Consider the following 24003-nt stretch of genomic DNA (forward strand, 5'->3'; position numbering starts at 1 on the left):
CTGACCTGCGTGCCGACTCCTTCCCTCGCCGCTCTGCCCATCCGCCGGCTGACGCTCCGCGATCGTCTCGCCTGCGCCGACTTGTCCGAGGACCGGGGGTGGCCACGCGAGGAACACAAGTGGGGCTTTCTCCTGAGTGCCGGGAAGGGCTATGGCATCGACGCCCCCGAGGGCGGACTCCTAGCGGCATGCGTCACCACGGAGTACGGCCCGCAGGACCGCCCGGATCTGGTTGCCATCGGCATGGTCCTCGTCGCCGAGCGGTACGCCCGTCAGGGCGTCGGACGCCGCCTGATGCGCCACCTCATGTCAGAGATGGCCACCACACCACTGACTCTGTTCGCAACCCCGTACGGCCGCCCGCTCTACGAAGAACTCGGCTTCAAGGCGACCGGCCGGGCCGAGACGCTGCGCGGCCACTTCACATCTGCCGGACCTGAGTCCCCGATCGCCACCCGCGCGGCCACGGCCGGAGACCTCACCGGCATCCTGCGCCTCGACGAGGCGGTGTTCGGTACCGATCGCACGCCCCTCATCACCCGACTGCCCGCCTTCTCCGACCAGTTGCGGGTCGCGGAGGGGAACGGCCGGATCATCGGCTACGCGGCCGCCTGGCCCAACATGGACACCCAGGTCGTCGGCCCACTGATCGCACAGGACACGGAGACGGCGAAGGCCCTCCTCGCCTCCCTCGCCGTCCGCACCGACCGTCCCCTGCGCACCGACATCGACGTACGCCACGAAGACCTGCTGTCCTGGGCGAAGGAACACGGCCTCGTCTCCTCCGCCTTCAACTCCGTGATGACGTACGGCATCGCGGAACTGCCCGGCGACTGGACACGCCGCTTCGCCCCTCTGACGGTCGCAGCCGTCTGACGGTCTCCGGACACACAGAACGCCGGTTCCCGACCTACCTCGTCGAGAACCGGCGTTTCCATCCCCTGCAGACGTCAGACAAGCGCCTCTACGGCGGCCTGGGCGAAGCCGTGGTCCTGCGCGGGCGCGCCGCCACCGACCCCGATCGCTCCGATCAGCCGGCCGTCACGGTGGACCGGGATACCGCCCGCGATGAACAGCAGCGGCCGGTCGAGCGCGGTGGGCAGGGTGTGGAAGAGGCCTCCGGGCTGGACGGCGTCGACGAGGTCGGCGGTGGGCGCGTTCAACTGCAGCGCGGTGTACGCCTTGCGGGTGCTGGTCTCCCCGGAGATCAGCACGGCCCGGTCGTCCCGCCGGAAGGCGAGCAGATGGCCGCCCGCGTCCAGCACGGTGATGCTCACGGTGACCCCGGCGGCCTCCGCGGCGCGGCGGGCTTCGGCGACGAGCGCTTCGGCGTCCTGGATGGTCAGCGGGGCTACGGCGGTGATGGTGCTCATCAGTGTTTCTCCTTGCGGGTGTTGCTGTTCTGATGGTGGTCGGACAGCCGAGGTCGGCTGGTGGTCGGGTGGCCAAGGCCGGCGGGGATGCGCGGGGACGGCCCTGGCCCCGCGTCTCCCTGCTCCGGCCGGGCGGGGTCAGTGGTGGACGGCGGCCCGCTGCCCGTTCGGCGTACCGGCCGCGACGACGGCGCCGCGAGCGCTGGTGCGGCGCTCCAGGGCGGCCGAGAGGATCGCGAGGACCAGGGCGGCCGCGGCGAGGACGGCGCCGACCCAGTTCGGGGCGGTGTAACCGAAGCCGGCCGCGATGACGATGCCGCCGAGCCAGGCGGACAGCGCGTTGCCGAGGTTGAAGGCGCCGATGTTCACGGCCGAGGCCAGCGTCGGGGCGCCGTGTGCCTGGTCGAGGACCCGCTTCTGCAGTGGCGGCACGGTGGCGAAGCCCAGGGCGCCGATGAGGGCGATGGTGACGGCTGCCGCGATCTTGTTGTGCGCGGTGACCGTGAAGAGCGCGAGCACGACGGCCAGGGAGCTCAGCGAGACGTACAGCATGGGCATCAGGGCACGGTCGGCGAACCTGCCGCCGACGAGGTTGCCGCCGACCATGCCGAGGCCGAAGAGGACTAGCAGCCAGGTGACGGAGCCGTCGGCGAAGCCGGCGACGTGGGTCATCATCGGTGCGATGTAGGTGATGGCCGCGAAGACGCCGCCGAAGCCGAGGACGGTCATCGCCATGGCGAGCAGGACCTGGGTGTTCTTGAAGGCGGCCAGTTCATGCCGGAGCCGTACGCCCTCGGGCTTGGGCAGGTCGGGCACGAGCTTGGCGATACCGGCCAGGCCGATCACACCGAGGCCCGCGACGATGGTGAAGGTGACGCGCCAGCCGATGGACTGCCCGACGAGGGTGCCCAGCGGGACGCCGACGACGTTGGCGACGGTCAGTCCGGTGAACATCATCGCGATGGCTCCGGCCTTCTTGTCCGGGGCGACCAACTCGGCCGCGACGACCGAGCCGATACCGAAGAAGGCACCGTGGGCGAGCGAGGCGACCACGCGGCCGATCAGCATCACCGAGAAGCTGGGGGCGACGGCGGAGAGCAGGTTACCGACGATGAACAGGCCCATCAGCAGCATCAGCATCCGCTTGCGGGGGACCTTGGTGCCGAGCACGGTCATCAGCGGGGCGCCGATCACCACACCCAGCGCGTAACCGGTGACCAGCAGTCCCGCGGTGGGGATGGAGACCCCGAAGTCACCCGCGACCTGGGGCAGCAGGCCCATGATCACGAACTCGGTCGTTCCGATTCCGAAGGCCCCGATCGCGAGGGCCAGAAGCGCGAGAGGCATGTGGAGGTACCCTTCCCAGAAGATTGCAGGAGCTCTTTGCCTGCGTTCACAATAGTTGCAGACGCGGGCTATATGCAAGCGCGGACTATTTCATCTGTGCTCTATCCTGGGTTCAGCCGCTCCGGGACGGAGGAAACGCCAATGACAGCGACGGACCCCGCACTCACCGCCCTTGCCCAGGGCTGGTGCGCCCTCTCCTTGTTGCACGGAAGGATCGAGGCGCACATCGAGCGCGCCCTGCAGGCCAAGCACGACCTGAGCATGCGTGAGTACTCCCTGCTCGACGTGCTCAGCCGGCAGCACGACGGTGACGGAGGCCATCTGCAGATGCGGCAGGTCGCCGACGCGGTCGTCCTCAGCCAGAGCGCCACCACTCGCCTGGTCACCCGGCTGGAGAACCGAGGCCTGCTCGCGCGGTACCTGTGCCCGACCGACCGTCGGGGCATCTACACGAACGTCTCCGAGGCCGGCCTCGCGCTGCTCGAAGAGGCCCGCCCGACCAACGACACCGCCCTGCGCGAGGCACTCGACGCGGCGGCCACGAACCCCGAACTGGCGCCACTGGTCCGGGTCGTGGAGTCGATGAACGTGCCCGCTTAGGGGTCCGCCCCGCGTCCGCGCACCTCTGCCTAGGGTGTGGTCATGGGAGATCTTGAAATACGAGCCGCGGTCACCGAGGACGTCCCCGCCATCGTCGGCATGCTTGCCGACGACCCCCTGGGTTCCCAACGCGAGTCCCCGGACGACCTGACGCCCTACCTGGCCGCGCTGGACCGTCTGACCACCGACCCGAACCAGCACCTCGTCGTCGCCGTCCGCGAGGGCCGCGTCGTCGGCACCCTCCAGCTCACGGTCATTCCGGGGCTGTCCCGCAAGGGCGCCACACGCTCGATCATCGAGGCCGTACGCGTCCACGCGGACGAGCGGGGCAGCGGCCTGGGCACACAGCTCATCGAGTGGGCGATCGCCGAATCACGCCGCCAGGACTGCCAGTTGGTCCAGCTGACTTCCGATGTCACCCGCACCGACGCCCACCGGTTCTACGAACGCCTCGGATTCACCGCCTCACACGTGGGCTTCAAGCTCCCCCTCTGAAGAGACCTCTCCTCTGGAAGAGACCCCTCTTCCGAAGAGAGAACGAAACGTCCGTCCCGGCCGACAGCGGGAGGCGTCGTGTTTCACGTGAAACACGACGCCTCCCCGCCTACGGCGGCTAGCGGATCCCCCGCCATCCCTCCGGGTCCACCCCACCCGGCACGGAAGCGCTGTCGTCGTACGGCTGACGCGTGAAGACGAACGATCCGAGGTCCAGGTGGCTCAGGGACCCGTCCGGGCGTCGTACGGGCCGCAGGAGCTCTCCGGCGTAGTAACCCTCCAGCCCGGTCCAGGTGCCGTCACCGTTGGCCCGGAACCGCGAGCGGCGGCCGTTGCCGCCCAGCGGCTCCAGCGAGGCCCCTCCGTCGGCCGTCAGGCGCAGGGCGAACCCGTGCGTCCCCCAGTACCACTGCCCCGCCAACTCAAGCGCGGCAGTGTCGACTTCGGGCATCGGGCGCCATGGTTCAGGAATCCTCGGCTCGGCCTCGGCGACGATGCGGACGAGATCGGCTGCCACCGATGCCAGCAGCGGCCCGGAGGTGCAGTTGGCCAGTACCACCGCCGAGACGTCGTCCGTGAGGCTGATGGTGAGGCTCGCCAGGAAGCCGGGCAGCGATCCCCCGTGGCCGATGAGCAGCCGGCCGTCGCGACGCTGGACCTGCAGGCCAAGACCGTACGCGGAGCCGTCCACGACGTCGGAGGCCTCCGGCGGTGCCGCGGGGGTCCGCATCTCCCGCACGGACTCCGCACTCAGTACGCGATCGTCTCCATCGGCGAGGAACACGGCGAACCGCGCCAAGTCTCCGGTGGTGGACCAGAGTTGACCGGCCGACGCCATAAGGCCAAGGTCCTCGGATGGTTCCGGCAACATCACATCGGCCCAGGGATGCACCGCCCAGCCACCCGCGTGTGGTGCCTGCGGCTGAGCACTCGTACGGTCGAGGTCCAGGGGTTCGAGCACTTCCCGCCGGAGTACGTCCTCCCACGGAGCGCCCCGCAACTGCTCGACGAGCGCACCCAACACCGAATAGCCGGGATTCGAATAGTGGAACCGACGGCCGACCGGATGCAACGAGGGCTGCTCACCCAGCACATCACGGAGTTCAGGACGCAGAGAACCCGGCGTCCGCTCCCACCAGGGCGCGGGTGACTCCGCCGCCAACCCGCTTGTGTGCGCGAGAAGTTGGGCGATGGTCGCCTCCCCCGCGCCGGTGCCGGGCAGATGCTTCTCCAGCGGGTCACCGAGGTCGAGGGCGCCCTCGTCGCGCAGCCGCAGGACCAGGACGGCAGTGAAGGTCTTGGTGATCGAGCCGATCCTGTACTGCACGTTCTCGTCCGGGCCGTGTCCGTCCACCGAGGTCCGCGCGCCGTGCCACACCGCCCGCCCGCCGCGCACCACCGTCGCGACCAACGACGGCGCCCGCCCCTCGGCCTGGGCCACGGCGATCCGATGCAACAGCGCCCGGCGGGTACCGGGGAGCAAGTCGTCCTGAGATGTCGTCATGCCCCCAGTCCATCCGGCGGGACGGCCGTACGTCGAGCACATTTCTCGGGACACGGCACCGGGTCTGCCCCCTATAGCCGCCCGGTCAGGTCTGCGCCATGTCCACGAAGCGCGAGTAGTGGCCCTGGAAGGCGACGGTGATCGTCGCCGTCGGGCCGTTACGGTGCTTGCCCACGATGATGTCGGCCTCGCCAGCGCGCGGCGACTCCTTCTCGTAGGCGTCCTCGCGGTGCAGCAGGATGACCATGTCGGCGTCCTGCTCGATGGATCCGGACTCACGCAGGTCGGACACCATCGGCTTCTTGTCCGTGCGCTGCTCGGGACCACGGTTCAGCTGCGAGAGCGCGATCACCGGGACCTCCAGCTCCTTCGCCAGGAGCTTGAGGTTTCGGGACATGTCCGAGACCTCCTGCTGACGGCTCTCCTGTCGCTTGGAGCCACCGGCCTGCATCAGCTGCAGATAGTCGATGATCACCAGCTTGATGTCGCTGCGCTGCTTGAGCCGACGGCACTTCGCGCGGATCTCCATCATCGACAGGTTCGGGGAGTCGTCGATGTAGAGCGGTGCGGACGACACCTCGGGCATCCGGCGTGCCAGCCGCGTCCAGTCCTCGTCGGTCATGGTGCCGGACCGCATGTGGTGCAGGGCGACCCGCGCCTCGGCGGACAACAGGCGCATCGCGATCTCGTTGCGCCCCATTTCGAGGGAGAAGATGACGCTCGGGAGGTTGTTCTTGATCGACGCCGCGCGAGCGAAGTCGAGCGCGAGTGTGGACTTACCCATGGCGGGACGGGCCGCGATGACGATCATCTGGCCCGGGTGCAGACCGTTGGTGAGCGAGTCGAGGTCGGTGAACCCGGTGGGCACACCCGTCATCTCGCCGCTGCGTGAGCCGATCGCCTCGATCTCGTCGAGCGCACCCTCCATGATGTCGCCGAGCGGAAGGTAGTCCTCGCTGGTCCGCTGCTCGGTGACCGCGTAGATCTCGGCCTGGGCCCGGTTGACGATCTCGTCGACGTCGTCGTCGGCCGCGTATCCCATCTGGGTGATGCGGGTGCCGGCCTCGACCAGGCGGCGCAGGACGGCGCGCTCGTGGACGATCTCCGCGTAGTACTCCGCGTTCGCCGCCGTCGGAACGGTCTGGACGAGCGTGTGCAGATACGATGCGCCGCCGACCTTGTTGATCTCACCGCGCTTGGTGAGTTCGGCGGCGATGGTGATCGGGTCGGCCGGCTCGCCCTTGGCGTAGACGTCGAGGATCGCCTGGTAGATCGTCTCGTGTGCGGGCTTGTAGAAGTCGTGGCCCTTGAGGACCTCGACCACGTCGGCGATGGCGTCCTTGGACAGGAGCATGCCACCGAGCACGGACTGCTCGGCATCGAGATCCTGCGGCGGCACGCGCTCGAAGGCCGAACCCGCGCCTTCCCACTCGCCGCCCTCCCTGCCACGGTCGTGCTGTTCGTCCCGGCCGCGGCCTCCGTCACCTCGTCGTCGGGAAGCGGGCAGACGATCACTGGGACCGCTCTCGGCCCACGGGTCGTCCAAGGGCTCGGAAATACTCACCGAGCCACCTCCTCCCGTCCGTCGAGCGGACCTCGCCGTGCCCCTTATTTCTACGGCACGGCACTGACAAATGAAGCGCCCAACTCCGGTACGGGCGCGTCGGTTTTGTGATGGTTCTCGGTCCGACGGACGGGGCGGGTACCGGTCCACCGTAGGCCTCTGGGCACCGTCAGCCAATCTGGTTATCCACAGGCCATGTGGACGACGGCCCGGATGCTGTGGAGAACCTGCCAAAACCTGTGCACGACCCGGTGGACAGCCCTGTGAACAAGCCCTCGCCACTTCCGCCGTAACTAATCTGACCTGCGCCTTTCCCATCCACCGGCTGTGCAGGAGAAAAACTTTCCACATCGGAACAAGATCGCTTCGAACAGTGCGCGAGAGGACACGAGGCGAGATCAGAGGTAAGGGTCACAAAGCAATTGCATCTCTTACCTGTGGACGATTAGATTAGTGCTCATGACACAGGCTCCCGCGGCCACCAGGGCCACCCGACGACAGCACGACCGAGAGATCGTCATGCTGGCCGTCCCGGCCTTCGGCGCACTCGTCGCCGAGCCCCTCTTCGTCATGGCCGACAGCGCGATCGTCGGCCATCTCGGCACGGCACAACTAGCCGGACTCGGCGTCGCATCCGCCCTCCTGACGACAGCGGTGAGCGTCTTCGTCTTCCTCGCCTACGCCACCACCGCGGCCGTCGCCCGACGCGTCGGCGCGGGTGACCTCCAAGCCGCCATCCGCCAGGGCATGGACGGCATCTGGCTCGCTCTGCTGATCGGCGCCACCGTCATAGCCGTCGTCCTCCCCTCGGCACCCGCCCTCGTCGGCCTCTTCGGCGCCTCGGACACCGCCGCCCCCTACGCGACGACCTATCTGCGGATCTCCTCCCTCGGCATCCCGGCCATGCTGATCGTCCTCGCCGCCACCGGAGTCCTCCGCGGACTGCAGAACACCAAGACACCGCTCTACGTCGCCGTCTCAGGCTTCGTCGCCAACGGCGTCCTCAACGTAGGGCTCGTCTACGGCGCCGACCTCGGCATCGCCGGTTCCGCCTGGGGCACCGTCATCGCCCAGTGGGGCATGGCCGGCGTGTATCTCGTCGTGGTCGTCCGCGGAGCCCGCCGGCACGGCGCCTCCCTCAGTCCGGACGCCGCAGGGATACGGGCCTCGGCCCAGGCCGGCGCACCTCTCCTCGTGCGCACGCTCTCCCTGAGAGCGATTCTCCTGATCGCCACGGCCGTCGCGGCCCGCCTCGGGGACGCCGACGTCGCCGCGCACCAGATCATCCTGTCCCTGTGGTCTCTGCTGGCCTTCGCGCTCGACGCCATCGCGATCGCGGGCCAGGCCATCATCGGCCGCTACCTCGGCGCGGACGATCCCACGGGCGCCCGCGCCGCCTGCCGTCGCATGGTGCAGTGGGGGATCGCCGTCGGAGTGGTGCTCGGTCTCCTGGTGATCCTTTCCCGCCCGCTCTTCCTTCCACTGTTCACCAGCGACCCCACCGTCAAGGACACTGCCCTGCCTGCCTTGATGATGGTGGCGCTCTCCCAGCCGATCTGCGGCGTCGTCTTCGTCCTGGACGGGGTGCTGATGGGCGCGGGAGACGGGCCGTATCTCGCCGGGGCGATGGTGGTGACCTTGGCCGTCTTCGCTCCAGTGGCCCTGCTCGTACCGGTCCTCGGCGCCGGACTGACCGCGATCTGGGGAGCGATGACCCTGATGATGACGGTGCGGATGCTGACGCTTCTCCTGCGGGCCCGTTCGGGGCGCTGGGTCGTCACGGGCGCGACCCGCTGACCGTTTCACGTGAAACACCGGTTTCACGTGAAACACCGCCTGCCACATCGTCACGTTTCACGTGAAACATGGGTGCCGGAGCGGCGTCCCTCAATCCGGCACACCGGCCCGACGTCCCGCCCTCCCGGACACAGCAGAGGGGCCGCACCCGTACGGGTGCGGCCCCTCTCTCAGCTGTGCCGAGTGCAGCGATCAGGCTGCGATGACCTCGATGTTGACCTTGGCGGCAACCTCGGGGTGCAGACGCACGGACGTCTCGTGGGCGCCCAGGGTCTTGATCGGGGCAGAAAGCTCGATACGACGCTTGTCGACCTCGGGGCCACCGGAAGCCTTGATCGCCGAAGCGATGTCGGCCGGGGTGACGGAACCGAAGAGACGACCGGCGTCGCCGGAGCGGACGGCCAGACGGACCTTGACGCCTTCGAGCCGGGCCTTCACGGAGTTGGCCTGCTCGATGGTCTGGATCTCGTGGATCTTGCGAGCACGACGGATCTGCTCGACGTCCTTCTCGCCACCCTTGGTCCAGCGGATAGCGAACTTCCGCGGGATCAGGTAGTTGCGAGCGTAACCGTCCTTGACGTCGACGACGTCACCCGCGGCACCGAGGCCGGAGACCTCGTGGGTGAGGATGATCTTCATTAGTCGGTCACCCTTCCCTTATCGCGCGGTGGAGGTGTAGGGCAGCAGTGCCATCTCACGGCTGTTCTTCACAGCCGTGGCGACGTCACGCTGGTGCTGCGTGCAGTTGCCGGTCACCCGGCGGGCACGGATCTTGCCGCGGTCGGAAATGAACTTCCGCAGCATGTTCGTGTCCTTGTAGTCCACGTACTGGACCTTGTCCTTGCAGAATGCGCAGACCTTCTTCTTCGGCTTGCGCACAGGCGGCTTCGCCATGGTGTATCTCCTGTGTGATCAAGAAGTGTGGGTACGACCCACCCTCGGCCCGAGGGCCTAGAAGGGGGGTTCGTCCGAGTAGCCGCCGCCACCGCCGCCACCGCTGGCGCCGCCGGAGTTTCCACCCCAGCCGCCGCCACCGCCGCCGCCCTGGTTTCCACCGGCAGGAGCGCTGGTGGCCCACGGGTCCTCGGCGGGAGCGCCGCCGGCCGGCTGACCGCCGCCGGAGTTTCCACCCCAGCCGCCGCCACCCTGGCCACCGCCACCGCCACTGCCGCCGCCGAAACCGCCGCCCTGGCCACCGCGAGCGCCACCGGCGGTCTTGGTGACCTTGGCCGTGGCACTGCGCAGGCTGGCGCCGACTTCTTCGACGTCCAGTTCGTAGACCGTGCGCTTGACGCCCTCACGGTCCTCGTAGGACCGCTGCTTCAGCCGGCCCTGCACGATGACGCGCATGCCTCGCTGGAGCGATTCGGCGACGTTCTCCGCCGCCTGACGCCAGACCGAGCAGGTGAGGAAGAGGCTTTCGCCGTCCTTCCACTCGTTCGTCTGGCGGTCGAAGGTGCGGGGAGTGGACGCGACACGGAACTTCGCGACCGCCGCACCGGACGGGGTGAAGCGCAGCTCGGGGTCGTCGACAAGATTGCCGACGACCGTGATGACGGTCTCGCCTGCCATGGGGGAACCTCTCGGCGGGTTTGCTGCTGGCTGCTTGGTGCTGCTACTCGAATCCCGAGATCAGCTGAGCTGGATGCTCAGTGGGTCTCGGGGCGGAGGACCTTGGTCCGGAGGACCGACTCGTTCAGGTTCATCTGGCGGTCGAGCTCCTTGACGACCGCAGGCTCGGCCTGCAGGTCGATGACCGAGTAGATGCCCTCGGGCTTCTTCTTGATCTCGTACGAGAGACGACGACGGCCCCAGGTGTCGACCTTTTCGACCTTTCCGTTGCCCTCACGGACGACGGAGAGGAAGTTCTCGATCAGGGGGGAGACAGCGCGCTCCTCCAGATCGGGGTCGAGGATGACCATCACTTCGTAGTGACGCATGTGGAACCCACCTCCTTTGGACTCAGCGGCCACGGTCGATCCGTGGCAGGAGGGTTGTGATGCGTAAGCAACAGTGTGTGCCAGTAAAACAGCCGCCACTGACATCGGATGCCCCTTGTGGGGATTCCGGGTCGTGACATGGGCAGACACCAGTGCAGAGGGTACAGAGTACCCGCACACCGGCTTCCGGTTGAAATCCGGTGGCGGAGAGCGTCAATCTGTACACATCGGGTGCGTCCGGCGCGACGATGCGCCGCCTTCCGCAGGAGGTGCCACATGGCACAGGCATTGCGACCCAACACCGCCGGTTCTCTCTTCGCCACCGACGGCAAGCCTCATCCGCTCCAGGACACGCTGCTCGCGGTGACCCTGGTGCTCGGGCTGACCGCGTTCATCACGGGCTTCTTCCACAACCTGCATCTGCTCAGCTCCTGGGCCGGTCTGGTGGGGATCCTCACCGGCGCGTACGGGCAGTGGATCTCCGAGACGACGAGGGAGCGCTTCGGCCTGATCCTGGGTCTCGGTGCCGCGGGCGTCGGATTCTTCCTCGGCATGGCGCACGGCGGCCTGTTCGGCGGCGTCATCAACTGAGGAGCCGGAGTCCGCGGTCCGAACTCCGGGTAAAACAGCACGGAACGCCTTGGCGGCCAACAGGCCGAGGCGAAGGTTGCATACGCCCAGTCGGGGCGCTCGTAAGGCGCAGTAGGCTTCGGCGCGAGAGCCGGAGCCCCTGTACCCATGGGGACACCCCAGCCCGAGGAGCGCCCCGAATGAGCCTGACCCTGAGGACCATCAGCCGTGAGCAGCATCTGGCATTCATCCAGAGCCTGCCCTCGGCGAGCCACATGCAGGTCCCGGCCTGGGCTGACGTGAAGGCGGAGTGGCGCTCCGAGAGCCTCGGCTGGATCGACGAGAAGACCGGCGAGCTGGTCGGCGCGGGCCTGGTCCTCTACCGCCAACTCCCGAAGATCAAGCGGTACTTGGCCTATCTGCCCGAGGGCCCGGTCATCAACTGGTTCGCGCCGAATCTGGACGACTGGCTCCAGCCGATGCTGGCCCACCTCAAGCACCAGGGCGCCTTCTCGGTGAAGATGGGCCCGCCGGTCATCATCCGGCGCTGGGAGGCCGTCTCCATCAAGGCCGGCATCCAGAACCCCGATGTGAAGCGACTGCGGGACATCGAGGCCGACTTCATCGAACCGCGCGCCTTCGAGGTGGCCGACAAGCTGCGCCGCATGGGCTGGCAGCAGGGTGAGGACGGCGGCGCCGGCTTCGGCGACGTCCAACCGCGCTACGTCTACCAGGTGCCGCTGGCGAACCGTTCTCTCGAAGAGGTCCACAAGAACTTCAACCAGCTGTGGCGCCGCAACATCAAGAAGGCCGAGAAGGCCGGTGTCGAGGTCGTCCAGGGCGGTTACCACGACCTTGAGGAATGGCAGCGGCTGTACGAGATCACCGCGGTGCGCGACCACTTCCGGCCCCGCCCGCTGTCGTACTTCCAGCGCATGTGGACGGCCCTCAACACCGAGGATCCCAACCGGATGCGGCTGTACTTCGCCCGGCACGACGGGGTGAACCTGTCGGCGGCGACAATGCTCGTGGTCGGCGGGCACGTCTGGTACTCCTACGGCGCCTCCGACAACATCGGGCGTGAGGTCCGGCCCTCGAACGCGATGCAGTGGCGGATGCTGCGCGACGCCTACGCGCTCGGCGCCACCGTCTACGACCTGCGCGGCATCTCCGACTCGCTGGACGAGACCGATCACCTCTTCGGTCTGATCCAGTTCAAGGTGGGCACCGGCGGGCAGGCCGCCGAGTACCTCGGCGAGTGGGACTTCCCGCTCAACAAGCTGCTCCACAAGGCGCTCGACATCTACATGTCGCGCCGCTGACCTCACGGTCCTCGCTTCGATAACGTCGACAGCTTCCATACTTCTGATACACCGCAGCCACCCGAAAGGTTCCAGGTCCGGTCATGGCGCTCACGCTCTACGTCGACACCGCGCGCTGGCGGGCGCATCACAAGCACGTTGCCGGGCAGTTCCCGGGGCTCGTCCCGGTCTGCAAGGGCAACGGCTACGGCTTCGGGCACGAGCGGCTGGCGGAGGAGGCGACGCGGCTCGGCGCGGACGTCCTCGCCGTCGGCACGACGTACGAGGCCGCCCGGATCAAGGACTGGTTCGGCGGTGACCTGCTGGTGCTGACGCCGTACCGCCGCGGCGAGGAGCCCGTTCCGCTGCCGGACCGGGTGATCCGCTCGGTGTCGTCCATCGACGGCGTGTACGGCCTCGTGGGCGCCCGTGTGGTCATCGAGGTGATGTCCTCGATGAAGCGCCACGGCGTGAGCGAGCAGGAACTGCCGCAGCTGCACTCCGCCATAGAGAACGTGCGCCTGGAGGGCTTCGCCATCCACCTCCCGCTGGACCGCACCGACGGCTCGGACGCCGTCGAGGAGGTCATCGGTTGGATGGACCGCCTGCGGGCCGCCCGGCTGCCGTTGCACACGATGTTCGTCAGCCACCTCAAGGCCGAGGAACTCGCCCGGCTGCAGCAGCAGTTCCCGCAGACCCACTTCCGGGCCCGTATCGGCACCCGGCTGTGGCTCGGGGACCACGAGGCGACTCAGTACCGCGGTGCGGTCCTGGACGTCACCCGGGTCTCCAAGGGCGACCGCTTCGGCTACCGGCAGCAGAAGGCGGCCTCGGACGGCTATCTGGTGGTCGTGGCGGGCGGTACGTCGCACGGGGTGGGCCTGGAGGCCCCCAAGGCGCTGCACGGCGTCATGCCGCGGGCCAAGGGCGTCGCCCGCGCCGGCCTCGCCACGGTCAACCGGAACCTTGCTCCGTTCGTCTGGGACGGCAAGCAGCGCTGGTTCGCCGAGCCGCCGCACATGCAGGTCTCGATCCTGTTCGTACCGGTGGAGGCGGCCGAGCCGAAGGTGGGCGAGGAACTGGTGGCCCATCTGCGGCACACCACCACGCAGTTCGACCGCATCGTGGATCGCTGAGCCCTTCTGAACAGCCGAAAGGCCGTACACGGAACCTTCCTGTGTACGGCCTTTCGCTTGGTCGCTCCGTGTCCGGTCGACGACTGTTCGCTCAGAGCGAACGGTCGGCCGGCTCCTCGCTGCCCCACTCCACCTGCGGTCCGTCGAAGGGTGCGGCGTGCCGCCCGGGACGGGCCGCGGCCCCGAAGACGAAGACGTCCTCCGCCCTGTCGAGCACCCCGCCCGAGGGGTCGTCGTCGCCCGCCAGGCGCACCACGTCCCGCTCCGGCATGAGGATGTCGCGCACGATCACGGCGCACAGGTAGAGCGTGCCCAGGATGTGCAGGCCGATGGCCCAGTGGTAGCCGTCGGTCGGCAGGCCCTTGTGGGCGTCTCCGCTGGTCGTGTACGCGAGGTAGAACCAGATCCCCAGGAAGTACGCCACCTCGCACGCCTGCCAGATCAGGAAGTCCCGCCACTTCGGCCGGGCGAGCACCGCCAGGGGAACCAGCCACAGCACGTACTGCGGCGAGTAGACCTTGTTGGTCACGATGAACGCCGCGACGATCAGGAAGGCCAGCTGGGCGAAGCGCGGCCGGCGCGGAGCGGTCATCGTGAGCGCCGCGATGCCCGCGCAGCAGAGCAGCATCAGCAGCGTGGCGAAGGTGTTGACGGTGTCGGTGCTGAGCGGGTCGCTGGAGTTCTGGGCGAGGATCAGCCAGAAGGACCCGAAGTCGACGCCCCGTTCCTGACTGAACGTGTAGAACTTCGACCAGCCGTCGAAGGCGAAGAGCATCACCGGCAGGTTGACCGCCAGCCAGGCGACGGCAGTTCCTCCGAGCGCCTTCCCGAAGTCCCGCCACTTGCCCGCGCGCCAGCAGAGCAGGAACAGCGGGCCGAGGAGGAAGACGGGATACAGCTTGGCGGCCGTGGCAAGGCCCAACAGGACGCCGAACGCGAGGGAACGGCCCCGCGACCACATCAGCATCGCCGCGGCCGTCAGAGCGACCGCCAGCAGGTCCCAGTTGATGGTGGCGGTCAGTGCGAAAGCGGGTGCCAGGGCGACCAGCAGACCGTCCCAGGGCCGACGAGCGTGCGTACGGCTGACGCAGACGACGATGATGGCCGCGCAGACCATCAGCATTCCGGCGTTGACCATCCAGTACCACTGTTCCTGGTGCTGGATGCTGCCGCTGCCCGGCGTGAGCCAGGCGGCCACCTCCATGAACACGCCGGTCAGCACCGGGTATTCGAGGTACTGCATGTCACCGGGCAGCTTGTCGAAGTACGGCACGAGCCCGTCGGCGAAACCGCGGCCCTGATACAGGTGCGGGATGTCCGAGTAGCACGCGTGTGTGTACTGCGAGCTGGCCCCGAAGAACCAACCGCTGTTGTAGCAGGGCGCCTTCTGGACCAGGCCAAGGGCGAACATGCCGATCGCCACCAGCGCGACGACCCGTACGGGAGTCCACCAGGACATCCCCAGGAGAGCGCGCCGGCCGATGGGGCCACCGATCAGTTCACTCCCGGCGGCGGCGACCTCGTCGTCCTTGGTCGGCCGTACCGGATCCGGCTCGTGCACGCTCGTGGGCGTCAGTTCTGCACTGGGCATGGGGCACATCCTGCCGTACGGACCTGGGTGTACGCCGAGGGCCGCCGCACCTCGTGGATGCGGCGGCCCTCGTTTCACGTGAAACATCCGGTGAAGGGCGTTTCACGTGAAACACCCTTCATGAGCGATATGGCAGCTAGCCGGTTGCGCCTCCGAAGATGCCCCCGTTGTCGCCACCTCTACTGGTGCCACTGGATTCCGTAGCAGTGGCCGTGTCCGTCGGAGTGGACGTCACCCCTCCGTCGGTGCCACCGTCGTCGCTGCACTGCCAGCTGAACCGGCAGGACTCGGTGGCCGAAGGTGTCGAACTCGGCGTCTCGCTGGGCGTCTCGCTCGGTGTCTCGCTGGGCGTCTCACTCGGCGTCACGACAGGCGTCGGAGTGGGAGTCGGGGCCTCGTCCTCGTTCGACACCTTGTCGATCTTGGTCGCGTCCGGGAAGCCGAGGTCTGACTTGCCCTTCAACGCGCCTTCCATGTACTCGGTCCAGATCGACGTCGGAATGTCACCACCGTGGATGGACGCCACCCCTGCCGTGCCGTTCATGGAGAGCAGTTCGGCGTCCTTGGGGTTCTCCCTGAACATCGCGATCGATGTCGAGAGCTGCTGGGTGTAGCCGACGAACCAGGCCGACTTGTTGCTGTCGGTGGTACCGGTCTTGCCGGCCGCAGCACGGCCCAGAGCCTTCGCGCTCTTGGCCGTACCGTTCTGGATGACGTTCTCCAGCGTGTTCGTGACGTTGTTCGCCACGTTCTCCGGAATCGCCTGCTTCGCGACCGGCTTGGCGAAGCCGGACACCGGCTGTCCGTCCTGCTTGACGGCGGTCACCGAGTACGGGTCCGCCTGCTTTCCCGAGGCGGCGAACGTCGCGTAGGCGTCGGCCATACGGATCGCACTGGGAGTCGACGTACCGATGGCGAAGGACGCGTTGAGATCTCTCGCCATACTGTCGCCCAGGATGCCCGCAGACTTGGCGACATCCCGCACCTTCGTCATCCCGACGTCCATACCGAGCTGCACGTACGGCGTGTTGATGGACTGCTCCATCGCCTTGCGCAGCGTGATGTAGCCCCAGGGATAGTTGCTCTCGTTGTTCTGGTAGAAGATCGAGCCGTCCTTGTTCAGGACGTTCGTACCGTCCTGGTTCTGGACCTTGAGATGGTCGTCGCCGTTGTACTTGCTGAGCGGCGAGATACCGACGCCGTCGGTCTTGTACGTGCCGTACTCCATGGCGGCGGCGAGCACGAACGGCTTCCAGGTAGAACCCACGGGGACACCCGAGGTGTCGGCGTTGTTGGTGAAGTGGCCGTTCTCGTAACCGTCACCGCCGTAGAGGGCGACGATCGCTCCGTCCTTGGGCACCACCGACGCCGCGCCGAACTGGACGTACTTGTCCAGATTGCGCTTCTTCGGGTCGATGCGCTCCTTCTGGACCTTCTTCACGGCCGCGCTCAGCTCGTTGACCTTGTCCTTCTGGAAGGTCGTGTAGATCTGGAAGCCGCCCTGGTCGAACTGGGTCTGCGAGATGTTCGAGTGGTTCAGGACGTACTTCTTGGCCGTGTCCACCAGGTAGCTGATCTGGCCGGTCATGCCCTTGGTCGCCTTGAGCCCCTGGGGCATGGGGTACTTCTTGATGGCCGTCTGGTACTCGGCGTCCGTGATGTGTTTGTCGTTGTGCATCTGCTCCAGGATCCAGCCCCAACGAGCCTCGGAGCGCTTGCGGTTGGCATCGGAAGTCGCCGCGGGATCGATGTTCGTGGCACCGATGGGGTCGTAGTACGTCGGGCCCTTCAACAGGGCCGCCAGGAAGGCGCACTGGCTCGGCGTCAGCTTGACCGCGTCCACGCCGTAGTAGGTCTGCGCGGCGGCCTGTATGCCGTACGCGCCGCGGCCGTAGTACGAGGTGTTCAGGTAGCCCTGCAGCACCTGTTGCTTGCTGAGCGACGTCCCCACCTTGATGGAGATGAACATCTCCTTGAACTTACGGGTGACCGTCTGTTCCTGGCTCAGGTAGGTGTTCTTGACGAACTGCTGGGTGATCGTCGAACCACCCTGCGTCTGACCGCCCTTGGCCATGTTGGCCAGGGCCCGGGCGATACCCATGGGGTCGACGCCCGAGTCCGAGTAGAAGCTCTTGTTCTCGGCCGAGATCACCGACCACTGCATGGCCTGGGGAATCTGGGCGATGGTGATGTTCTGACGGTTCGCCCCGGTGCCCGTGGCGACCATCTGGTCGCCGTTGGACCAGTAGTAGACGTTGTTCTGCGACTTGGCCGCGTCGTTCTCGCTGGGGATCCCGACCATCGCGTAGCCGACGCCGACCGCGGCCACCAGGCTGCCGAAGAAGAACAGGCACAGGCCGGAGACAAGCTTCCAGGAGGGCATCCAGCGGCGCCATCCGTACTTGTCGAAGCGCGGATAGTCGATAAACCGCTTCTTGCCGGACGCGGGAGCGCGTCCTCTGCCCCGGCCGGGCCCGTTCGGGCCGCCGGGACCTTGGCCGGCGGGCTCTCTGCGACGGCCGCCGCTTCTCTGGGCAGCCTTGCGTGCTTCGGCGCGGCTGCCGTACTGGCGCTCCTCACCCCCCGGCTCTGCGGGGTTCGACCCATAGGAGTCGGAGGGAGACCCGGTGGTGGCGCCTCGCGGTGCCGCGCGGCGGCCGGAGGTCGGTCCGGACTGGCCGCGTCGGTCCGCGGCACGTCCGCCTCCCTGCGGCTGCGGCGGTTTGCGACGGTGCTCGCTCATCGAACGATTACTCCTCGGGCAGGCGCATCCGTGCGCGCCTGGAAACGGCGGCTGGTTTCCGGTCCCCCCGAAGTACGGATGTGGTCGGTTCTGCATTCATCCGTACCGCACCGGGGACGTCGACGCCCCCACGCGTCACTTGGTTCCCGGTGGTGTGCATGCCGCACAGACTACGCACCGTCAAAACCTGCTTAGCCCCGAAGTTCACCCCAAATCAGGCAACTTGATTCCAACGAATCAGTGATGTGACGCCGCTCACCATCTCCCCACTTGTCGCATCCGGAAGGCCGTTCTATCGTCTGGATGTATCGAGTCGATACATCAGCTCGGCATAAAGGCCGTCACGGCCGGACCACGGACAGGAAGGGGGCGACGATGAGCAAACGCTCCGGCATCCTTGAGTTCGCCATCCTCGGCCTGCTCCGCGAATCCCCGATGCACGGCTATGAGCTGCGCAAACGACTCAATACGTCACTCGGTGTGTTCCGTGCGTTCAGCTACGGGACGCTCTACCCCTGCCTCAAGACGCTGGTCGCCAACGGCTGGTTGATCGAGGAGACGGGAAACACCCCCGAGGACGCCCTCACCGCCACCCTCGCCGGACGTCGCGCCAAGATCGTCTACCGGTTGACGGCGGAAGGTAAGGAGCACTTCGAGGAACTGCTCTCGCAGACGGGGCCCGACGCGTACGAGGACGAACATTTCGCCGCTCGTTTCGCCTTCTTCGGGCAGACGTCACGCGACGTACGCATGCGCGTACTGGAAGGTCGCCGCAGCCGGCTGGAGGAGCGCCTCGACAAGATGCGCACCTCCCTGGCGCGGACCCGGGAGCGCCTCGACGACTACACGCTTGAGCTGCAGCGCCACGGAATGGAGTCCGTGGAGCGCGAAGTGCGCTGGCTGAACGAGCTCATCGAGAGCGAGCGAGCCGGACGGGACCTGAAGGGTCCCGCCTCCGGCGGCTCCGCTCAGCAGGACAGCACATCTGGGGAGTCGGGCGGCCTGCCCCGGCTCGGGGGCGCCACCCCCGGGCCGGATCCGTCCGACGAAACCACCACATGAGGTCCAGTCAGGGCCTCACCTCGCACACACAGGGAGCAACCGGAATGGGTTCGGTTCGCGTAGCCATCGTCGGCGTGGGCAACTGCGCCGCGTCACTGGTACAGGGCGTCGAGTACTACAAGGACGCCGACCCGGCGGCCAAGGTGCCCGGCCTGATGCACGTCCAGTTCGGCGAGTACCACGTCGGTGACGTCGAGTTCGTCGCGGCGTTCGACGTCGACGCGAAGAAGGTCGGCCTCGACCTCTCCGACGCCATCGGTGCCAGTGAGAACAACACCATCAAGATCTGCGACGTCCCGAACAAGGGCATCACGGTCCAGCGCGGGCACACCCTCGACGGCCTGGGCAAGTACTACCGCATGACGATCGAGGAGTCCGACGAGACTCCGGTCGACGTGGTCCAGATCCTCAAGGACAAGCAGGTCGACGTCCTGATCTGCTACCTGCCCGTCGGTTCCGAGGACGCGGCGAAGTTCTACGCCCAGTGCGCCATCGACGCCAAGGTCGCCTTCGTCAACGCCCTCCCGGTCTTCATCGCCGGCACCAAGGAGTGGGCGGACAAGTTCACCGAGGCCGGCGTCCCGATCGTCGGCGACGACATCAAGTCGCAGGTCGGCGCCACCATCACGCACCGTGTGATGGCGAAGCTGTTCGAGGACCGCGGTGTCCGCCTTGAGCGCACGATGCAGCTCAACGTCGGCGGCAACATGGACTTCAAGAACATGTTGGAGCGCGACCGCCTGGAGTCCAAGAAGATCTCGAAGACGCAGGCCGTCACCTCGCAGATCCCGGACCGCGACCTGGGCGAGAAGAACGTCCACATCGGCCCGTCGGACTACGTCCAGTGGCTCGACGACCGCAAGTGGGCCTACGTCCGCCTCGAAGGCCGCGCCTTCGGTGACGTCCCGCTGAACCTGGAGTACAAGCTGGAGGTCTGGGACTCCCCGAACTCCGCGGGTGTCATCATCGACGCCCTGCGCGCCGCGAAGATCGCCAAGGACCGCGGCATCGGCGGCCCGATCCTCTCCGCGTCGAGCTACTTCATGAAGTCCCCGCCGGTCCAGTACTTCGACGACGAGGCCTACGCGAACGTCGAGAAGTTCATCAAGGGCGAGGTCGAGCGCTAGGACCCGCCACCGGTCCGTTCGTCGAGGGTCCCCGGGCATTGCGCCCGGGGACCCTCCTCGTATGTGAGGCTGTGCCCATGGCCGTCGTCCGTGACCTGCGCATCCTCCTGCGCTTCCAGGGCTTCCGGCGCCTGCTCGCCGTACGCCTGCTCTCCCAGGGCGCGGACGGCGTCTACCAGGTCGCACTCGCCGCCTACGTCGTCTTCTCCCCGGAGAAACAGACCTCGGCCACCGCGATCGCCTCCGCGATGGCGGTCCTGCTCCTCCCGTACTCCCTCATCGGCCCCTTCGCCGGCGTCCTCCTGGACCGCTGGCGCCGCCGTCAGGTCTTCCTCTACGGCAACCTGCTGCGCGCCCTGCTGGCCGCGGCCACCGCCGTCCTGATGCTGAGCCACGTCCCGGACTGGCTCTTCTACGTCTCCGCCCTGTGCGTCACCGCCGTCAACCGCTTCGTCCTCGCCGGCCTGTCCGCCGCACTCCCGCGCGTGGTCGACGACGAACGTCTGGTCGTCGCCAACTCCCTTTCCCCCACGGCCGGAACCCTGGCGGCGACGCTGGGCGGCGGTCTCGCCTTCCTCGTACGGCTGCTGGTCGCGGACACCGACGCGGCGGTGGTGCTGCTGGGAGCGGCCCTCTACCTCTGTGCTGCCCTCACGTCCTTGCGCATGGCCCCCGAACTCCTCGGCCCCGACCGCGCGTTGACCCACCCCCGACTGGCCACAGCGCTAGCCGGCACCGCCCGGGACCTGACAGCGGCCGTACGGCATCTCGCCGCCCCACAACGCCGGGAAGCGGTCTGGGCTCTCGCCGCGATGACGCTGATGCGCTTCTGCTACGGCGCCCTTACCGTCCTGCTGCTCATGCTCTGCCGCTACGCCCTCTCGTCGACCCCGGACGACGGACTGCGCCTGCTGGGGCTGGCGTTGGGGGTGTCCGGCGCCGGCTTCTTCGTGGCGGCCGTGGTGACGCCCTGGGCCGCTGGACGACTCGGCCCCGGCCCCTGGATCGCCGTGTGCGCCGCGGGCGCCGCCCTCCTGGAACCGGCCCTCGGCCTCCCCTTCACCACCGCCCCCATGCTGGCGGCAGCGTTCGTCCTGGGCCTGACCACACAGGGCGCGAAGATCGCCACGGACACGATCGTGCAGTTCTCGGTCGACGACGGCTTCCGCGGCCGCATCTTCTCCGTCTACGACGTGCTCTTCAACGTCGCTTTCGTCGGCGCCGCCGCGATGGCCGCGCTGATGCTGCCACCTGACGGCCGCTCGACGGTGCTGGTGCTCACCGTGGCCGTCGTCTACGGAGCGGTTGCTGTGACTATGGCCCACTTTGAGCGCCGGACAGTGTCACATCACTGATACGGACCCGCTCCGGGCCGCAGCGGTGTCAGTGGGGGCAGGTAGCTTACGGGCGTCTTATTTCGCATCATGCCGCACGCCAGACCATGGGTCATGCCGTGTGCCATGCGTCCACGTTCCAGGGGGGACCCCAGTGACTACTCCGCCGCCTCAGAGCCCGAACCCATACGCCCAGGACCCCAACCCGTACGCCCAGGACCAGCCGCCCTACGGCCAGCCGCAGACGCCGGCGCCGTACCCGCCGCAGGCTCAGACTCCGGCCCAGGCCCAGGCTCCCTACCCGCCGCAGGCCCAGGCGCCGTACCCGCTTCAGGGCGGCTACCCGCAGCAGCCCGGCCAGCCCGGCTTTCCGCCCCAGGGCGGTCCGTACGCTCCGGTCCCCCCGCAGCCGAAGCGCAAGTTCAGTCCCAAGATGATCAGGCTCGGCGTCATCGTCCTGATCGCTGCCGGCGCGGCCATCTTCAGCTTCATATCGAGCCAGGACGACGCCGACACCGCAAAGGTCGGCGACTGCATGCACCGCGGCAGCACCAGCGACACCAACCCGGACCTTGAGGTCGTGAAGTGCAGCGACTCGAAGGCCGAGTACACGGTGCTCGCCAAGATCAGCGGCAAGTACTCCGAGTCGGAGGCCAACGCCAAGTGCACTGCGGCCGCGAAGGACTTCCAGTACTCGTACACCGAGAGCGGTGACGGCAGTAACTTCCTGCTCTGCCTGAAGGACTACTCGAAGTAAGGCAGATGTGGCGAGGGGCGGTGTCTCATGTTTCACGTGAAACACCGCCCCTGCTGCTGTCCGGGGGCATGTTTCACGTGAAACATGACCCCGTTTCACGGCCTCAGCTCTCCGAGGCCCACCACTCCTTGAGCGCGGCCACCGCCGCCTCATGTTCCATCGGCCCGTTCTCCAGCCGCAGTTCCATCAGGAACTTGTAGGCACGGCCGATGACCGGCCCGGGGGTGACGCCCAGGATCTCCATGATCTGGTTGCCGTCGAGGTCGGGACGGATCGAGTCCAGCTCCTCCTGCTCCTGCAGCTGGGCGATGCGGTCCTCCAGACCGTCGTACGCCCGGGACAGCGCGGCGGCCCTGCGCTTGTTCCGCGTGGTGCAGTCCGAGCGGGTCAGCTTGTGGAGGCGGCCGAGGAGCGGGCCGGCATCACGGACGTAGCGGCGGACCGCCGAGTCGGTCCACTCGCCGGTGCCGTACCCGTGGAACCGCAGGTGGAGTTCGACGAGCCGTGAGACGTCCTTCACGAGGTCGTTGGAGTACTTGAGCGCCAGCATGCGTTTCTTGGTCATCTTCGCGCCGACCACCTCGTGATGGTGGAACGAGACCCGGCCGTCGTTCTCGAAGCGACGGGTGCGCGGCTTGCCGATGTCGTGCAACAGCGCGGCGAGGCGGAGGGTGAGGTCGGGGCCGTTCTCCTCCAGCTCGATCGCCTGCTCCAGAACGATCAGCGTGTGTTCGTAGACGTCCTTGTGCCGGTGGTGCTCGTCGCTCTCCAGGCGGAGGGCGGGAAGCTCGGGCAGGACGTGGTCGGCGAGTCCGGTGTCGACCAGCAGGGCCAGCCCCTTGCGGGGGTGCGCGGAGAGGATCAGCTTGTTCAGCTCGTCCCGCACCCGCTCGGCCGAGACGATCTCGATCCGCCCGGACATCTCCGTCATCGCCGCGACGACCTCGGGAGCGACCTCGAAATCGAGCTGTGCGGCGAAGCGCGCCGCCCGCATCATCCGCAGGGGATCGTCCGAGAAAGACGCCTCGGGAGTGCCCGGGGTCCGCAGCACCCGGGCCGCGAGGTCGGCGAGGCCGCCGTGCGGGTCGATGAACTCCTTCTCCGGGAGCGCGACAGCCATCGCGTTCACCGTGAAGTCGCGCCGGACGAGGTCCTCCTCGATGGAGTCGCCGTACGACACCTCGGGCTTGCGCGAGGTGCGGTCGTACGCCTCCGACCGATAGGTGGTCACCTCGATCTGAAAGCGTCGATCGACGTCTCCGACGCGGGCGTCCTTCTGCACTCCGACCGTGCCGAAGGCGATCCCGACCTCCCACACGGCGTCCGCCCACGGCCGGACGATCTTCAGTACGTCCTCGGGGCGGGCATCCGTCGTGAAGTCCAGATCATTGCCGAGCCGTTCGAGCAGCGCGTCCCGAACCGAGCCGCCGACCAGGGCGAGAGAGAACCCGGCCTCCTGGAAACGGCGGGCAAGGTCGTCGGCGACGGGAGCCACCCGCAGCAGCTCGCTCACCGCGCGGTGCTGCACCTGGCTCAGGGCACTGGGGTTGTCTTCGTTGGCGTTCGGCACAACAGAAAAGGGTACGTGGCCCCGGCCACCGCGAGCGCCTCCATTAAATGTGCACGGACACGTCCGCCGATACCAGCGCAAGCACTGCCCTTGCGACGTACCCCAGCGCTCCCCTATATACGGACACATACGGGACGGTCCGCCGCTGTTCTCCGATCTTGTGGACCAGTCCGCGGCACTTCCCCTCAGCGC

General features: G+C 67.6%; 22 protein-coding genes. 11 read left to right on the forward strand and 11 right to left on the reverse strand.

The features are described 5' to 3' along the window. Nucleotides 1-9 precede the first annotated feature (9 nt). A complete protein-coding gene (locus tag OG226_RS25120) occupies nt 10-876 on the forward strand; it encodes a GNAT family N-acetyltransferase (RefSeq protein WP_329350096.1) in 867 nt (288 codons plus the stop codon). Nucleotides 877-950: 74 nt separating this feature from the next. On the opposite strand, the gene OG226_RS25125 is transcribed toward OG226_RS25120, so the two are convergent. After that, nucleotides 951-1373 (reverse strand): GlcG/HbpS family heme-binding protein, encoded by a 423-nt coding sequence (locus OG226_RS25125; protein ID WP_329350097.1) that lies wholly within the window; start codon nt 1371-1373, stop codon nt 951-953. A 138-nt stretch (nt 1374-1511) separates the two neighbouring features. Next, nucleotides 1512-2720, reverse strand: a complete 1209-nt coding sequence (locus OG226_RS25130; protein ID WP_329350098.1) for an MFS transporter — start codon at nt 2718-2720, stop codon at nt 1512-1514. Between the two features lie 141 nt (nt 2721-2861). Between OG226_RS25130 and OG226_RS25135 the strand changes: the two genes are divergently transcribed. Beyond that, on the forward strand, nt 2862-3320 hold the full coding sequence (locus OG226_RS25135) for a MarR family winged helix-turn-helix transcriptional regulator (RefSeq protein WP_329350099.1): 459 nt from the start codon (nt 2862-2864) through the stop codon (nt 3318-3320). Nucleotides 3321-3362: 42 nt separating this feature from the next. Beyond that, complete coding sequence (locus OG226_RS25140; protein WP_329350100.1) at nt 3363-3815, forward strand: GNAT family N-acetyltransferase; 453 nt, start codon at nt 3363-3365, stop codon at nt 3813-3815. Between the two features lie 118 nt (nt 3816-3933). Here the strand turns inward: OG226_RS25140 and OG226_RS25145 are convergent, their stop codons facing one another. After that, nucleotides 3934-5319, reverse strand: coding sequence for a serine hydrolase domain-containing protein (locus OG226_RS25145; RefSeq protein WP_329350101.1), 1386 nt, complete (start codon nt 5317-5319; stop codon nt 3934-3936). 85 nt (nt 5320-5404) lie between these two features. Beyond that, nucleotides 5405-6883 (reverse strand): replicative DNA helicase, encoded by a 1479-nt coding sequence (gene dnaB, locus OG226_RS25150; RefSeq protein ID WP_026150108.1) that lies wholly within the window; start codon nt 6881-6883, stop codon nt 5405-5407. Between the two features lie 459 nt (nt 6884-7342). Here dnaB and OG226_RS25155 point away from each other — a divergent pair, with 459 nt between their 5' ends. After that, entirely contained in the window at nt 7343-8680 is a 1338-nt protein-coding gene (locus OG226_RS25155; RefSeq protein ID WP_328681505.1) for an MATE family efflux transporter, read from the forward strand. Between the two features lie 192 nt (nt 8681-8872). On the opposite strand, the gene rplI is transcribed toward OG226_RS25155, so the two are convergent. The 4 genes from rplI to rpsF all read right to left on the reverse strand — a co-directional run bounded on the left by rplI (nt 8873) and on the right by rpsF (nt 10620). Beyond that, nucleotides 8873-9319 carry a 50S ribosomal protein L9 gene (gene rplI, locus OG226_RS25160; RefSeq protein WP_327402812.1) on the reverse strand — a complete coding sequence of 149 codons (447 nt, stop codon included), beginning with the start codon at nt 9317-9319 and terminating at the stop codon, nt 8873-8875. Nucleotides 9320-9337: 18 nt separating this feature from the next. Continuing rightward, entirely contained in the window at nt 9338-9574 is a 237-nt protein-coding gene (gene rpsR / locus OG226_RS25165; RefSeq protein ID WP_006381652.1) for a 30S ribosomal protein S18, read from the reverse strand. Nucleotides 9575-9631: 57 nt separating this feature from the next. After that, nucleotides 9632-10252 carry a single-stranded DNA-binding protein gene (locus OG226_RS25170; RefSeq protein WP_329350102.1) on the reverse strand — a complete coding sequence of 207 codons (621 nt, stop codon included), beginning with the start codon at nt 10250-10252 and terminating at the stop codon, nt 9632-9634. 77 nt (nt 10253-10329) lie between these two features. Then, on the reverse strand, nt 10330-10620 hold the full coding sequence (gene rpsF / locus OG226_RS25175; protein ID WP_006604399.1) for a 30S ribosomal protein S6: 291 nt from the start codon (nt 10618-10620) through the stop codon (nt 10330-10332). A gap of 276 nt (nt 10621-10896) precedes the next feature. Between rpsF and OG226_RS25180 the strand changes: the two genes are divergently transcribed. The 3 genes from OG226_RS25180 to OG226_RS25190 all read left to right on the forward strand — a co-directional run bounded on the left by OG226_RS25180 (nt 10897) and on the right by OG226_RS25190 (nt 13627). Then, nucleotides 10897-11211 (forward strand): hypothetical protein, encoded by a 315-nt coding sequence (locus OG226_RS25180; RefSeq protein ID WP_328681447.1) that lies wholly within the window; start codon nt 10897-10899, stop codon nt 11209-11211. Nucleotides 11212-11390: 179 nt separating this feature from the next. Next, nucleotides 11391-12512 carry a peptidoglycan bridge formation glycyltransferase FemX gene (gene femX, locus OG226_RS25185; protein ID WP_328681445.1) on the forward strand — a complete coding sequence of 374 codons (1122 nt, stop codon included), beginning with the start codon at nt 11391-11393 and terminating at the stop codon, nt 12510-12512. An 83-nt stretch (nt 12513-12595) separates the two neighbouring features. Next, nucleotides 12596-13627 carry an alanine racemase gene (locus OG226_RS25190; protein ID WP_328681443.1) on the forward strand — a complete coding sequence of 344 codons (1032 nt, stop codon included), beginning with the start codon at nt 12596-12598 and terminating at the stop codon, nt 13625-13627. Between the two features lie 91 nt (nt 13628-13718). Here OG226_RS25190 and OG226_RS25195 read toward each other — a convergent pair whose 3' ends face one another. Both OG226_RS25195 and OG226_RS25200 read right to left on the reverse strand, forming a co-directional pair. Further along, nucleotides 13719-15218, reverse strand: a complete 1500-nt coding sequence (locus tag OG226_RS25195; protein ID WP_329350103.1) for a glycosyltransferase family 87 protein — start codon at nt 15216-15218, stop codon at nt 13719-13721. 136 nt (nt 15219-15354) lie between these two features. Beyond that, nucleotides 15355-17601, reverse strand: a complete 2247-nt coding sequence (locus OG226_RS25200; protein WP_329353504.1) for a transglycosylase domain-containing protein — start codon at nt 17599-17601, stop codon at nt 15355-15357. Nucleotides 17602-18336: 735 nt separating this feature from the next. On the opposite strand from OG226_RS25200, the gene OG226_RS25205 reads away from it, so the two are divergent. From OG226_RS25205 to OG226_RS25220, 4 genes are all read left to right on the forward strand, one after another. Continuing rightward, nucleotides 18337-19023: a PadR family transcriptional regulator gene (locus OG226_RS25205; RefSeq protein WP_329350104.1), complete on the forward strand. Its 687-nt coding sequence runs from the start codon at nt 18337-18339 to the stop codon at nt 19021-19023. 44 nt (nt 19024-19067) lie between these two features. Further along, the gene (locus OG226_RS25210) at nt 19068-20150 is read left to right on the forward strand and encodes an inositol-3-phosphate synthase (protein ID WP_327402805.1); all 1083 of its coding nucleotides are present in this window, start codon (nt 19068-19070) and stop codon (nt 20148-20150) included. Nucleotides 20151-20227: 77 nt separating this feature from the next. Continuing rightward, complete coding sequence (locus OG226_RS25215) at nt 20228-21505, forward strand: MFS transporter (RefSeq protein ID WP_329350105.1); 1278 nt, start codon at nt 20228-20230, stop codon at nt 21503-21505. A 133-nt stretch (nt 21506-21638) separates the two neighbouring features. After that, on the forward strand, nt 21639-22241 hold the full coding sequence (locus OG226_RS25220; protein ID WP_328681435.1) for an LppU/SCO3897 family protein: 603 nt from the start codon (nt 21639-21641) through the stop codon (nt 22239-22241). A 103-nt stretch (nt 22242-22344) separates the two neighbouring features. Here OG226_RS25220 and OG226_RS25225 read toward each other — a convergent pair whose 3' ends face one another. Beyond that, nucleotides 22345-23811 carry a CCA tRNA nucleotidyltransferase gene (locus tag OG226_RS25225; RefSeq protein ID WP_328681433.1) on the reverse strand — a complete coding sequence of 489 codons (1467 nt, stop codon included), beginning with the start codon at nt 23809-23811 and terminating at the stop codon, nt 22345-22347. Nucleotides 23812-24003: the final 192 nt, after the last annotated feature.

This window comes from Streptomyces sp. NBC_01261, assembly GCF_036226385.1.
GTDB lineage: Bacteria > Actinomycetota > Actinomycetes > Streptomycetales > Streptomycetaceae > Streptomyces.